Origin of the sequence: Pseudomonas sp. Marseille-Q0931, assembly GCF_940789645.1 — a bacterium.
Taxonomy (GTDB): domain Bacteria; phylum Pseudomonadota; class Gammaproteobacteria; order Pseudomonadales; family Pseudomonadaceae; genus Aquipseudomonas.
Genome location: NZ_CALNWT010000001.1, coordinates 864,357 through 878,236, shown reverse-complemented (window position 1 = coordinate 878,236; position 13,880 = coordinate 864,357). Strand labels below are relative to the sequence as shown.

General features: G+C 62.7%; 11 protein-coding genes. 10 read left to right on the top strand and 1 reads right to left on the bottom strand.

Features of this window, described 5'->3' with window-relative positions; translation table 11 throughout:
* Positions 1 to 201: 201 nt before the first annotated feature.
* Positions 202 to 1,797, top strand: a complete 1,596-nt coding sequence (locus tag P3C50_RS04245; RefSeq protein ID WP_197856513.1) for an isocitrate lyase — start codon at positions 202 to 204, stop codon at positions 1,795 to 1,797.
* Between the two features lie 144 nt (positions 1,798 to 1,941).
* Entirely contained in the window at positions 1,942 to 2,604 is a 663-nt protein-coding gene (locus P3C50_RS04240) for a hypothetical protein (RefSeq protein ID WP_275545001.1), read from the top strand.
* A gap of 40 nt (positions 2,605 to 2,644) precedes the next feature.
* Here the strand turns inward: P3C50_RS04240 and P3C50_RS04235 are convergent, their stop codons facing one another.
* Positions 2,645 to 4,033: a pectin acetylesterase-family hydrolase gene (locus P3C50_RS04235; protein WP_275545000.1), complete on the bottom strand. Its 1,389-nt coding sequence runs from the start codon at positions 4,031 to 4,033 to the stop codon at positions 2,645 to 2,647.
* A 571-nt stretch (positions 4,034 to 4,604) separates the two neighbouring features.
* Here P3C50_RS04235 and P3C50_RS04230 point away from each other — a divergent pair.
* From P3C50_RS04230 to nuoI, 8 genes are all read left to right on the top strand, one after another.
* On the top strand, positions 4,605 to 5,018 hold the full coding sequence (locus P3C50_RS04230; RefSeq protein WP_013715479.1) for an NADH-quinone oxidoreductase subunit A: 414 nt from the start codon (positions 4,605 to 4,607) through the stop codon (positions 5,016 to 5,018).
* A gap of 10 nt (positions 5,019 to 5,028) precedes the next feature.
* Positions 5,029 to 5,706, top strand: coding sequence for a NuoB/complex I 20 kDa subunit family protein (locus P3C50_RS04225; RefSeq protein WP_013715478.1), 678 nt, complete (start codon positions 5,029 to 5,031; stop codon positions 5,704 to 5,706).
* Between the two features lie 62 nt (positions 5,707 to 5,768).
* Entirely contained in the window at positions 5,769 to 7,550 is a 1,782-nt protein-coding gene (gene nuoC / locus P3C50_RS04220) for an NADH-quinone oxidoreductase subunit C/D (RefSeq protein WP_275544999.1), read from the top strand.
* Positions 7,547 to 8,047 (top strand): NADH-quinone oxidoreductase subunit NuoE, encoded by a 501-nt coding sequence (nuoE, locus tag P3C50_RS04215; RefSeq protein WP_275545341.1) that lies wholly within the window; start codon positions 7,547 to 7,549, stop codon positions 8,045 to 8,047. Before nuoC ends, nuoE begins: the two co-directional genes overlap by 4 nt.
* A complete protein-coding gene (gene nuoF, locus P3C50_RS04210; RefSeq protein WP_275544998.1) occupies positions 8,044 to 9,405 on the top strand; it encodes an NADH-quinone oxidoreductase subunit NuoF in 1,362 nt (453 codons plus the stop codon). The genes nuoE and nuoF overlap by 4 nt, the downstream gene beginning before the upstream one ends.
* A 59-nt stretch (positions 9,406 to 9,464) precedes the next feature.
* Positions 9,465 to 12,188: an NADH-quinone oxidoreductase subunit NuoG gene (gene nuoG / locus P3C50_RS04205; RefSeq protein WP_275544997.1), complete on the top strand. Its 2,724-nt coding sequence runs from the start codon at positions 9,465 to 9,467 to the stop codon at positions 12,186 to 12,188.
* Positions 12,185 to 13,177 carry an NADH-quinone oxidoreductase subunit NuoH gene (nuoH, locus tag P3C50_RS04200; protein ID WP_275544996.1) on the top strand — a complete coding sequence of 331 codons (993 nt, stop codon included), beginning with the start codon at positions 12,185 to 12,187 and terminating at the stop codon, positions 13,175 to 13,177. The genes nuoG and nuoH overlap by 4 nt, the downstream gene beginning before the upstream one ends.
* Positions 13,178 to 13,188: 11 nt before the next feature.
* A complete protein-coding gene (gene nuoI / locus P3C50_RS04195; protein ID WP_275544995.1) occupies positions 13,189 to 13,737 on the top strand; it encodes an NADH-quinone oxidoreductase subunit NuoI in 549 nt (182 codons plus the stop codon).
* The last annotated feature ends 143 nt before the right edge of the window (positions 13,738 to 13,880 follow it).

The following is a 13,880-nucleotide window of genomic DNA, read 5'->3' as shown; positions in this document are numbered from 1 at the left end:
ATGTAGCAGGTGCCGAGGTTTCCACGAGCCAAGGGCCCCAGACGAAGTTTTCGAACTGTTCGCCACACCCCCTCCTCGCGGTCAATCCTCGCCCAGCCGTTTCCTTGCCGTCAAAGTGGAAGCCTCTCGCAGCCGCTGCATCCGTGCACGCATTGCGTGGGTAGTCGGTGCTCAACCAACACATTCTTTGAAGGATTGACCATGTCCGCATATCAAAACGACATCAAGGCTGTAGCCGCTCTGAAAGAGACGTTCGGCAGCAGCTGGAGCGCTATCAACCCCGAGTCCGTCGCCCGTATGCGCGCTCAGAACCGCTTCAAGACCGGTCTGGAAATCGCTCAGTACACCGCTGACATCATGCGCAAGGACATGGAAGAGTACGACGCCGACTCCTCCGTCTACACCCAGTCCCTGGGCTGCTGGCACGGCTTCATCGGTCAGCAGAAGCTGATCTCGATCAAGAAGCACCTGAAGACCACCAACAAGCGCTACCTCTACCTGTCCGGCTGGATGGTCGCTGCCCTGCGCTCCGACTTCGGCCCGCTGCCGGACCAGTCGATGCACGAGAAGACTGCCGTATCCGACCTGATCGAAGAGCTGTACACCTTCCTGCGTCAGGCTGACAGCCGTGAGCTGGACCTTCTGTTCACCGCCCTGGATGCCGCTCGTGAAGCTGGCGACCAGGCCAAGGCTGCCGAGATCCAGAACCAGATCGACAACTTCGAGACTCACATCGTCCCGATCATCGCCGACATCGATGCTGGCTTCGGTAACCCGGAAGCCACCTACCTGCTGGCCAAGCGCATGATCGAAGCCGGTGCCTGCTGTATCCAGATCGAAAACCAGGTTTCCGACGAGAAGCAGTGCGGTCACCAGGACGGTAAAGTGACCGTTCCTCATGCCGACTTCCTTGCCAAGATCGCTGCCGTTCGCTACGCCTTCCTCGAGCTGGGCATCGACAACGGCGTCATCGTCGCACGTACCGACTCCCTGGGCGCCGGCCTGACCAAGCAGATCGCCGTGACCAAAGAGCCGGGCGACCTGGGCGACCTGTACAACAGCTTCCTCGATTGCGAAGAAGTGTCCGCTGCCGATCTGGGTAACGGCGACGTCGTGATCAACCGCGGCGGCAAGCTGCTGCGTCCGAAGCGCCTGCCGTCCAACCTGTTCCAGTTCCGCAAGGGCACTGGCGAAGACCGCTGCGTACTGGACTGCATCACCAGCCTGCAGAACGGCGCCGACCTGCTGTGGATCGAAACCGAGAAGCCGCACGTTGGCCAGATCAAGGCCATGGTCGACCGCATCCGCGACGTCATCCCGAACGCCAAGCTGGTGTACAACAACAGCCCGTCCTTCAACTGGACCCTGAACTTCCGTCAGCAGGTGTTCGACGCCATGGTTGCCGAAGGCAAGGATGTTTCCGCCTACGACCGCGCCAAGCTGATGAGCGTCGAGTACGACGAGACCGAGCTGGCTCAGGTAGCCGATGAGAAGATCCGTACCTTCCAGCGCGATGGTTCCGCTCACGCCGGTATCTTCCACCACCTGATCACCCTACCGACCTACCACACTGCTGCTCTGTCCACCGACAACCTGGCCAAGGGCTACTTCGCCGACCAGGGCATGCTGGCCTACGTGAAAGGTGTTCAGCGTCAGGAACTGCGTCAGGGTATCGCCTGCGTCAAGCACCAGAACATGGCTGGCTCCGACATTGGCGACAACCACAAGGAGTACTTCGCTGGCGAAGCTGCTCTGAAGGCGAGCGGTAAAGACAACACGATGAACCAGTTCCACTAAGAACGGTTCCCTGCTGCGGACCACGCATCCGCAGCAGACTTTTTGCCTAATCCGCCCCGGCTCTGCTGGGGCTTTTTTTCGTCCTGCATTTTCCCTCACGCCCCACAGCTCCTAAGCTCAGACGACGCCCTTTGGAGTCGCCCCATGCCCTCACCACGCCAAGCCCTGCTATTAGGCAGCTGCCTTCTGGTCGGTAGCGCGACCCTGACCTGGTATTGGCAACGCCCCACCGCTCAGGAACCTGTCATCGTCGATTCCGAGCAGAGTCAGGCGCCTGCAGCCATCCAGGACAGCGCCCCGCCAGCGTCGACGGACCTCAGCACGGAGCAACGCCAACTGCTGGCAAGGCCTGAGGTTCGCCAACAGGAGCGGCGCCTGGAATTTCATCAACGCTATAGAGCCTTCATCGAGCAGGCAAAGCAGTTCGATGAAGGCAGCCGGGAAGCTCAGGCGCAGGCGCTGAGCGAAGGGCTCGACGCCATGGAACAACAGGGAGAATTGGCATTGAGCGAAGCCCTGCTGCTGCAGATTGCCCTGATCAAGGCCGTCAGCGACGACGAAAACGAACAGAAGAGACGCGCCGAGGCGCTGATCGAGCGCTACCGGGCCATAAGCGCCGAACGCGAAGCCAGACTGGCACAGCGATCAGACCCGGATTTCGACCGTTACAAGGCCGAGGAAAAGCGCATCGTCGAGGAAGTCCTCGCCCTGCAGAACATCCCCGACGGGCTGACTCGCGACCAATATCTGCGCCAGCGCCTGCAACAGGCCCGCGAACGCAACTACCGGCAAGCTCCAGACAGTTGAGTATGGTGGCAAAGCTGTTCGTCACCGCGCCCGCTGACCATCAGAGCAGTTGATCGAGCAGGTAATACAGGAGGTTGAACGGCTTGTTGCGATCGGCCACATCGCTGCTTTCGGAAGCGTCGAGCACCTGTCCGCTGCCGTCCAGTACGCTACCGATGAAGTTGTCCAGTTGCAGGTTCTGCTCCTGAATATCGGCGTTGGCGAATTCGATGATGCTGGTGCAGTGGCTTTCGTTGACGTCTCGAAACTGTGGGAAGTAGCCGCCGACATTGCCCAGGTTGGCCAGTTGGCTGCGCAGACGCGTGGTATCGGTCGCCCAGCGCTGCTTGATCAGCGCCTCCCTGGCGGCCTGATTCGGCGCATTGACGATCTCCGGATAGAAACGCTCGTAGGAATAGGATGAATAGTTCAGGTCCTGCCAGAAATGCGTATGCCCCATTCGATCTCCCGGCAGGTTGCTCGAAAGCGCCGGATACAGAGTGCCCAGGTCGTTGCTGTTGAAACCGGGCAAGCGCGTCTGCAGGTACTGCAGCGGCCCCTCGGTGGCATCGAGGCCCCAGGCCTGACGAATGAAGGCCTGCAGCGGATAGGACGGATATGCCTGATTGTCGCCAGCCAGCGCGGTGTACACCGGCCCGGAGTCGTTGATCAGGTAACCGCGATCCGGGGCGATGTCCTGGCGCAGGTTGGCGTAATTGGTCAGGCTGCCCGCACCGCCGGCACTGCAACCGGTGGTGAGCATCTGCGTTGGCCGCGGCAGGTTGTCCTTCAGCCACCCTGCCACCGCGCGCATGTTGCGCAGGCCGTTGTGGTGCCACACCAGCGGCGGGTTTTCACCCTGCGGGTCCTGGTAGACCGCCACCTTGTCGCCGGAGTAGATATCCCCCGTGCAGTACGGCACGTAAACCATGTTCCAGTTCTGCGTCTTTACCCGCGTCCACGGGTGCAGGCGCACGACGAAGGGGCTTACCAGGCTGGCGCCGAGGTTGAGCAGGGACATGTAGTCGTCGGCGATGCCATCTGGGTTGCGCGCGCCGCGTATGCCGCTCTGGCCGCTGCAGCTGGCATAGTCCCAGCAAGCACCGCCGCCCTCCAGGTAAACGATGGTATTGCGCGTGTTCGGCACACGATTGATAAAGAATTTGTAAGGCGAGCCGTTGCCACACACCGCACCGGTTTGTGGCGCCATCTGGATCGTCTGCCAACCGTAATAGTTGCTAGGGTTGAAGCCGCTGGCGAAACCGCTCGGGTTGGCCAGTAGCGGGTATGGCCCGACACGTTGCGCGGGCGTCACCGGGTTATCGGCCTTGGGCGGCGAAACCAGATTGCTCAACCCCTGCCAGAAGCTGTAATCGCCCAGCTCCGCGCTGGCAGGCGCGCTCAGGGCGAGCAGCATGATGGCTGGGACAAGACGCGACTCGACAGGCATGGCAAACCCCTCATGTTGTTATGCGTACGAAGGGCCGGCATACCCAGGCTGGGGTAACTTCGCAGATCCAACGGGTGGTGGGCACTGCATGATTGGTACATCGCTTTTATCGATTCATGCACGCTAGTACAGGATCGGCGTAGCGGCCTCTCCCAGGGGATGACATTTGGTGATAAATCGCGGGCCGCTTTATGCGCTGAGGGAATTTTCCGTCGCGGCCAGTGCTTTGGGCCAAACACCAAAGGTGCAGCTGAATACGCATCTCGGCGGGGATAATCACGCAAGAAAATGATGCACATTAGGCGGATGAATGGCCGATGAATTGCCATACCAGCGTGCTTGGCTATAGTCCTGACGGCAGAGACGATGCTACTCGCGGCTGATTTGCATCATTGCGACAAATCGGTCAGAAGCTCGACACAACGGGCGAAAGTGCAGGATAATTTGCTTTGAAAAATTTACTTACAGTTACCTTGCACATAGTATTGTATACACACTTTGCGTCAGCGCCCTCGACGGCGCCTGGCCACTACTAAATTAAAAGCCGTTCCTTAGTTCAAGGAGTACCGGCATGCCTGATGCTGTAACGACCATGTCCCATAACTGGGCCTTCGCTGTTTTCTTGCTGGGTGTCTGCGGGCTCATCGCCTTCATGCTCGGCGTTTCCAGCCTGCTTGGCAGCAAGGCCTGGGGACGCAGCAAGAACGAGCCTTTCGAGTCGGGCATGCTTCCCACCGGCAGCGCGCGTCTGCGCCTGTCAGCCAAGTTCTATCTGGTCGCGATGCTCTTCGTGATCTTCGACGTTGAAGCCCTCTATCTCTTCGCTTGGGCAGTCTCGGTGCGCGAAAGCGGCTGGGCGGGCCTGATCGAAGCTACAGTTTTCATAGCAATTCTGTTGGCAGGTCTTGTCTATCTTTGGCGTATCGGCGCGCTCGATTGGGCACCGCAGGGACGTCGTGAACGGCAGGCGAAGCTGAAACAATGAGGCTTTGGCGATGCAATACAAACTTACTCGGGTCGACCCGAATGCGCCCAACGAGGCGTATCCGATCGGCCAGCGGGAGGTCGTCTCCGACCCGCTGCTAGAGGATCAGGTTCACAAGAACATCTACATGGGCAAGCTCTCGGACGTGCTTAACGGCGCGGTCAACTGGGGGCGCAAGAATTCCTTGTGGCCGTACAACTTCGGCCTGTCCTGCTGCTATGTGGAAATGACCACCGCCTTCACCGCCCCGCACGACGTGGCGCGTTTCGGTGCGGAAGTCATTCGCGCATCACCCCGCCAAGCCGACTTCATGGTCATCGCCGGCACCTGCTTCATCAAGATGGCGCCGGTCATCCAGCGCCTCTACGAGCAGATGCTGGAGCCCAAGTGGGTTATCTCCATGGGTTCATGCGCCAACTCCGGCGGCATGTACGACATCTACTCGGTCGTTCAGGGCGTGGACAAGTTCCTCCCCGTGGACGTCTACATTCCCGGCTGTCCGCCCCGTCCGGAGGCGTTCCTGCAAGGCTTGATGCTGCTGCAGGAATCCATCGGCCAGGAGCGCCGCCCGCTGTCCTGGGTCGTTGGCGATCAAGGCATCTACCGTGCCGAAATGCCTTCGCAGAAGGAACAGCGACGCGAGCAGCGAATCGCCGTTACCAACCTGCGTAGCCCCGACGAAGTCTGAGCCGATGCTTGCCTGCGCAAGCGTCACGCCACTTTCTACGTTGATCGACAGCGACCGAGACCATGACTCAAGACACCGTTGTGTCCATACCGCCTTACAAGGCTGACGACCAGGACGTCGTCGCCGAATTGCACGCCCGTTTTGGCGACGACAGTTTCACCCTGCAAGCGACCCGCACCGGCATGCCGATACTCTGGGTTGCCCGTGAGCACCTTATTGAAGTGCTCACCTGCCTGCGCAACCTGCCGCGCCCCTACGTGATGCTTTACGACCTGCACGGCGTCGACGAGCGCTTGCGCACCCAGCGTCGCAGCCTGCCGGACGCCGACTTCACGGTGTTCTATCACCTGATGTCGCTGGAGCGTAATAGTGACGTAATGATCAAGGTCGCCTTGTCCGAGCGCGACCTCAACCTGCCCACCGCCACCGGCATCTGGCCCAACGCCAACTGGTACGAGCGCGAAGTCTGGGATCTGTACGGCATCACCTTCACCGGCCACCCGCACCTGAGCCGCATCATGATGCCGCCTACCTGGGAAGGTCATCCGCTGCGCAAGGACTACCCGGCGCGCGCCACCGAATTCGATCCGTTCAGCCTGACCCTGGCCAAGCAGCAGCTCGAGGAAGAAGCCGCACGCTTCAATCCCGAAGACTGGGGCATGAAACGCGGTGGTGAGCACGAGGACTACATGTTCCTCAACCTCGGCCCCAACCACCCCTCCGCCCACGGTGCCTTCCGCATCATCCTGCAGCTCGACGGCGAAGAGATCGTCGATTGCGTACCGGAGATCGGCTACCACCACCGTGGCGCCGAGAAGATGGCCGAACGCCAGAGCTGGCACAGCTTCATCCCCTACACCGACCGCATCGACTACCTCGGCGGGGTGATGAACAACCTGCCCTACGTGCTCTCGGTGGAGAAGCTCGCCGGCATCAAAGTGCCCGCCCGTGTCGACTTCATCCGCGTGATGCTCGCCGAGTTCTTCCGCATCACCAGCCACCTGCTGTTCCTCGGTACCTACATCCAGGACGTCGGCGCCATGACCCCGGTGTTCTTCACCTTCACCGACCGCCAGCGTGCCTACAAGGTGATCGAAGCCATCACCGGCTTCCGCCTGCACCCGGCCTGGTACCGCATCGGCGGCGTCGCCCATGACCTGCCGCGCGGCTGGGACAAGCTGGTCAAGGAATTCGTCGACTGGCTGCCCAAGCGCCTCGACGAATACGAGAAGGCCGCGCTGAAGAACAGCATCCTCAAGGCACGGACCATCGGCGTGGCGCAGTACAACACCAAGGAAGCGCTGGAGTGGGGCACCACCGGCGCCGGCCTGCGCGCCACCGGTTGCGACTTCGACCTGCGCAAGGCACGCCCCTACTCCGGCTACGAGCACTTCGAGTTCGAGGTGCCACTGGCCGCCAATGGCGACGCCTACGACCGCTGCATGGTGCGCGTGGAAGAGATGCGCCAGAGCATCCGCATCATCGACCAGTGCCTGAAGAACATGCCGGAAGGCCCGTACAAGGCCGACCATCCGCTGACCACGCCGCCGCCGAAAGAGCGCACGCTGCAGCACATCGAAACCCTGATCACCCACTTCCTGCAGGTTTCCTGGGGCCCGGTCATGCCGGCCAACGAAGCCTTCCAGATGATCGAGGCGACCAAGGGCATCAACAGTTATTACCTGACGAGCGACGGCAGCACCATGAGCTACCGCACCCGGATTCGCACCCCCAGCTTCGCCCACCTGCAACAGATCCCCTCGGTGATCCGCGGCAGCATGGTGGCGGATCTGATCGCCTACCTGGGCAGTATCGACTTCGTCATGGCCGACGTGGACCGCTGATCATGAACACGCTAATTCAGACCGACCGTTTCACCCTCAGCGAAAGCGAGCGCTCAGCCATCGAGCACGAGATGCACCACTACGAAGACCCGCGCGCCGCCAGCATCGAAGCGCTGAAGATCGTGCAGAAGCAACGCGGCTGGGTGCCGGACGGCGCTGCTGACGCCATTGGCGAAATTCTCGGCATCCCGGCCAGCGACGTCGAAGGCGTGGCCACCTTCTACAGTCAGATATTCCGTCAACCCGTCGGTCGTCACGTGATTCGCGTGTGCGACAGCATGACCTGCTACATCGGCGGCCATGAGTCGGTGGTCAGTGAGATGCAGAAGCAACTTGGCATCGGTCTCGGCCAGACCACCGCCGACCAGCGTTTCACCCTGCTGCCGGTGTGCTGCCTGGGCAACTGCGACAAGGCTCCGGCGCTGATGATCGACGACGACACCTTCGGCGATGTTCAACCTGACGGCGTCGCCAAGCTGCTGGAGGAGTACAAATGAAGATGTTGACCTCCATCGGCCCAGCCAACCGCATCGCCCGCAGCGAAGAAACCCATCCGCTGACCTGGCGCCTGCGTGACGACGCCCAGCCGGTGTGGCTGGAGGAATACCAGCAGAAGAACGGCTACACGGCCGCACGCAAGGCACTGACCGAGATGGCCCAGGCCGACATCGTGCAGACCGTAAAGGAATCCGGGCTCAAGGGTCGCGGCGGCGCAGGCTTCCCCACCGGGGTGAAGTGGGGCCTGATGCCGGCCGACGAATCCATGAACATCCGCTACCTGCTGTGCAATGCGGATGAGATGGAGCCCAACACCTGGAAAGACCGCCTGCTGATGGAGCAGCTGCCGCACCTGCTGGTGGAAGGCATGCTGATCTCCGCGCGCGCCCTCAAGGCCTACCGCGGCTACATCTTCCTGCGCGGCGAATACGTCGACGCCGCCGCCAACCTCAACCGCGCCATCGACGAAGCCAAGGCTGCAGGCCTCTTGGGCAAGAACATCTTCGGCTCAGGCTTCGATTTCGAGCTGTTCGTGCACACCGGCGCCGGCCGCTACATCTGCGGCGAGGAAACCGCGCTGATCAACTCGCTGGAAGGCCGCCGTGCCAACCCGCGCGCCAAGCCGCCCTTCCCCGCTGCCGTCGGCGTGTGGGGCAAGCCGACCTGCGTCAATAACGTCGAGACCCTGTGCAACGTGCCGGCCATCGTCGGCCAGGGCGTGGAGTGGTACAAGGGCCTCGCCCTCCCGGGCAGCGAAGACCACGGCACCAAGCTGATGGGCTTCTCCGGCAAGGTGAAGAACCCCGGCCTGTGGGAACTGCCGTTCGGCATTACAGCGCGCGAACTGTTCGAGGACTACGCCGGCGGCATGCGCGACGGCTATCGCCTCAAATGCTGGCAGCCCGGCGGCGCCGGCACCGGTTTCCTGCTGCCCGAGCACCTCGAGGCGCAGATGTACGCCGGCGGCATCGCCAAGGTCGGCACGCGTATGGGCACCGGCCTGGCGCTGGCGGTGGACGACTCGATCAACATGGTCTCCCTGCTGCGCAACATGGAAGAGTTCTTCGCCCGCGAGTCCTGCGGCTGGTGCACGCCGTGCCGCGACGGCCTGCCATGGAGCGTGAAGATTCTCCGCGCCCTGGAGCGTGGCGAAGGCACCCGCGAGGACATCGCCACCCTGCTCGGCCTGGTCAACTTCCTCGGCCCGGGCAAGACCTTCTGTGCTCACGCGCCAGGCGCCGTGGAGCCGTTGGGCAGCGCGATCAAGTATTTCCGTGAAGAGTTCGAGGCCGGAATGGCCCAGGCCGGTGTGGCCAAGGTGGCGACTACGCCCCGCATGCCGGCAAGTGCGAGCTGAACAGACGAATTCCCTTAGCCAGCCGCTTTTATGAAGCGGGTAAACGAAGACTTAAAGAAATGGCCACTATCCACGTAGACGGCAAAGATTTCGAAGTCGATGGTGCAGACAACCTCCTGCAGGCCTGCCTGTCCCTCGGACTCGATATCCCCTACTTCTGCTGGCATCCGGCGCTGGGCAGCGTCGGCGCCTGCCGCCAGTGCGCGGTCAAGCAGTACAACGACGAGAACGACACCCGTGGTCGCATCGTCATGTCCTGCATGACGCCCGCCACCGACAACACCTGGATCAGCATCGACGACGAGGAATCCAAGGCGTTCCGCGCTAGCGTCGTCGAATGGCTGATGACCAACCACCCGCACGACTGCCCGGTGTGCGAGGAAGGTGGTCACTGCCACCTGCAGGACATGACGGTGATGACCGGCCACAACGCCCGTCGCTATCGCTTCACCAAGCGTACCCACCAGAACCAGGAACTCGGCCCCTTCATCGCCCACGAGATGAACCGCTGCATCGCCTGCTACCGCTGCGTGCGCTATTACAAGGATTACGCCGGCGGCACCGACCTGGGCGTCTATGGCGCGCATGACAACGTGTACTTCGGCCGTGTCGAGGACGGCACGCTGGAAAGCGAGTTTTCCGGCAACCTGGTGGAGGTCTGCCCGACCGGCGTGTTCACCGACAAGACCCACTCCGAGCGCTACAACCGCAAGTGGGACATGCAATTCGCCCCGAGCATCTGCCACGGCTGCTCCAGCGGCTGCAACATCAGCCCCGGTGAGCGCTACGGCGAGCTGCGACGTATCGAGAACCGCTTCAACGGCTCGGTGAACCAGTACTTCCTCTGTGACCGTGGCCGCTTCGGCTATGGCTACGTCAACAATGCGGATCGCCCGCGTCAGCCGCTGCTGGCTGGCCAGGCCATCGGCATCGATGCCGCGCTGGACAAGGCCGCCGAGCTGCTCAAGGGCAAGCGCGTGATCGGCATTGGCTCGCCGCGCGCCAGCCTGGAATCCAACTTCGCCCTGCGCGAACTGGTCGGCGCCAGCAACTTTTACAGCGGCATCGCCGCCAGCGAATTGGCCAATATCCGCCTGATCCGCGACATCCTGCAAAACGGCCCGCTGCCGACGCCGACCCTGCGCGATGTCGAACTGCACGACGCCATCTTCGTCCTCGGCGAGGACCTGACCCAGACCGCCGCACGCATGGCCCTGGCCCTGCGCCAGGCGGTCAAGGGCAAGGCCACCGAAATCGCTGCCGGTGCGCGTATTCAGGACTGGCACATGGCGGCTGTGCAGAACGTCGCCCAGCACGCCCTGCACCCGCTGTTTATCGCCAGCGTCGCGGAAACCCGCCTCGACGATATCGCCGAGCAGTGCGTGCACGCCGCACCGGCCGACCTGGCCCGTATCGGTTTCGCCGTGGCCCACGCCATCGACCCGAGCGCACCGGCCGTCGATGGCCTGGACGCCGAAGCCGGCGAACTGGTGCAGCGCATCGCCGATGCCCTGATAAATGCCAAGCGCCCGCTGGTCGTTTCCGGCGCCTCCCTGGGCGACAAGGCCGTGATCGAAGCCGCCGCCAATATCGCCAGCGCGCTGAAGAACCGCGAGAAGAACGGCTCGCTGAGCCTGGTGGTACCCGAGGCCAACAGCCTGGGGCTGGCACTTCTTCTGGATAAAGAGCAGGGCGGCGAGTCCGTCGATGCCGCACTCGATGCTCTGAGCAACGGCCAGACCGATGCCGTCATCGTGCTGGAAAACGACCTGTACCGCCGCGCCGATGCGGCCAAGGTCGACGCCGCGCTCAGCGCCGCGCAAGCGGTGATCGTCGCCGATCACCAGCGCACCGCCACCAGCGAACGCGCCCATCTGCTGCTGCCGGCGGCCAGCTTCGCCGAAGGCGACGGCACCCTGGTCAGCCTCGAAGGCCGCGCCCAGCGCTTCTTCCAGGTCTATGAGCCGAGCTACTACGACGCGGGCATTCTGATCCGCGAAGGCTGGCGCTGGCTGCACGCGCTGCACAGCACCCTGCAGGGCAAGGCCGTGGACTGGACGCAACTGGACCAGGTCACCGCGGCCTGCGCCGCCAGTAATCCGTTGCTGGCGGGCATCAAGGACGCCGCGCCGATTGCCTCGTTCCGCATCAAGGGGCTCAAGCTCGCCCGCGAGCCGCACCGCTACAGTGGTCGTACCGCCATGCGCGCCAATGTCAGCGTGCACGAGCCGCGTCAGCCGCAGGATCAGGACACCGCCTTCGCCTTCTCCATGGAAGGCTACGCCGGCAGCAAGGAAGATCGGCAGCAGATTCCGTTCGCCTGGTCGCCGGGCTGGAACTCGCCGCAGGCGTGGAACAAGTTCCAGGACGAGGTCGGTGGTCACCTGCGTGCCGGCGACCCCGGCGTGCGCCTGCTCGAAGCCGCCGGTAACGTCCTGCCGTGGTTCGCCGTGAACGCCGCGTTCAACCCGGCAGCCGGCACCTGGCAGGTGGCGCCGCTGCACCACCTGTTCGGCAGCGAGGAAAACTCCGCGCGCGCCAAACCGATTCAGGAGCGCATGCCCGAGCCCTACGTGGCCCTGGCCCGCGATGAAGCGGCACGCTTTGGCGTGAACGACGGCGCGCTGCTGGCCCTGCGCGTCAACGGTCAGGCACTGCGCCTGCCGCTGCAGGTGCGTGATGATCTGGCCGTTGGCCTGGTCGGCCTGCCGGTCGGCTTGCCAGGTATTCCGGCAGCCGTCGCCGGCGCCAGCGTGACCCTGCTGCAGGAGGCCGCGCAATGAGCTGGTTGACGCCCGAACTGATCGAGATCGTCATCGCGGTACTCAAGGCCATCGTCATCCTGCTGGTGGTGGTGGTCTGCGGCGCGCTGCTGAGCTTCATCGAGCGCCGCCTGCTCGGCTGGTGGCAGGATCGCTACGGCCCCAACCGTGTGGGGCCGTTCGGCATGTTTCAGATCGCCGCCGACATGATCAAGATGTTCTTCAAGGAGGACTGGACGCCGCCGTTCGCCGACAGGTTCATATTCATCCTGGCACCGATGATCGCCTTCTCGGCGATGCTGATGGCCTTCGCCATCATCCCCATCACCCCGACCTGGGGCGTGGCGGATCTGAACATCGGCATCCTGTTCTTCTTCGCCATGGCCGGCTTGTCGGTCTATGCCGTGCTGTTCGCCGGCTGGTCGAGCAACAACAAGTTCGCCCTGCTCGGTGCCCTGCGCGCTTCGGCGCAGACGGTGTCCTACGAGGTTTTCCTGGCCCTGGCGCTGATGGGCGTGGTGGCGCAGGTCGGCTCGTTCAACATGCGCGACATCGTCGATTACCAGGCGCAGAACCTGTGGTTCATCATTCCGCAGTTCTTCGGCTTCTGTACCTTCTTCATCGCTGCCGTCGCCGTGACTCACCGTCACCCATTCGACCAGCCGGAAGCCGAGCAGGAGCTGGCCGATGGTTACCACATCGAATACGCCGGGATGAAATGGGGCATGTTCTTCGTTGGCGAATACGTGGCCATCGTCACCGTGTCGGCGCTGCTGGTAACCCTGTTCTTTGGTGGCTGGCACAGCCCGTTCGGCATCCTGCCGCAGATTCCGTTCTTCTGGTTCGCGCTGAAAACGGCCTTCTTCATCATGATCTTCATCCTGCTGCGCGCGTCGATCCCACGCCCGCGCTATGACCAGGTCATGGCCTTCAGCTGGAAGTTCTGCCTGCCGCTGACCCTGATCAACCTACTGGTGACCGGCGCCGTCGTGCTGGCCACGGCCCAGTAAGGAGAAAAGCAATGTTCAAGTACATCTGGGACGTGCTGGTCGGTACCGGCACCCAACTGCGCAGCCTAGCCATGGTCTTCAGCCATGGCTTTCGCAAACGCGACACCCTGCAATACCCGGAAGAGCCGGTCTACCTGCCGCCGCGCTACCGTGGCCGCATCGTCCTGACCCGCGACCCCGACGGCGAGGAACGCTGCGTCGCCTGCAACCTTTGCGCCGTGGCCTGCCCGGTGGGCTGCATCTCGCTGCAGAAGGCCGAGACCGATGACGGGCGCTGGCACCCGGAGTTCTTCCGCATCAACTTCTCGCGCTGCATCTTCTGCGGCCTGTGCGAGGAAGCCTGCCCGACCACTGCGATCCAGCTCACGCCCGATTTCGAGATGGGCGAGTTCAAGCGTCAGGATCTGGTGTACGAGAAGGAAGACCTGCTGATCAGCGGCCCCGGCAAGAACCCGGACTACAACTTCTACCGCGTTGCCGGTATGGCCATCGCCGGCAAGCCCAAGGGCGCCGCGCAGAACGAGGCCGAGCCGATCAACGTCAAGGGGCTGTTGCCATGAGCCAGGGTCATGGGTTTTCCCGCCCTGTAGGAGCGAGCTCTGCTCGCGAACGCAGACAACGCCAAACGCTTCGCGAGCAGAGCTCGCTCCTACGGCTTTGGCGTCATATCCCGAGATATGCCGCTGCTTCTCATGAGGCGAGC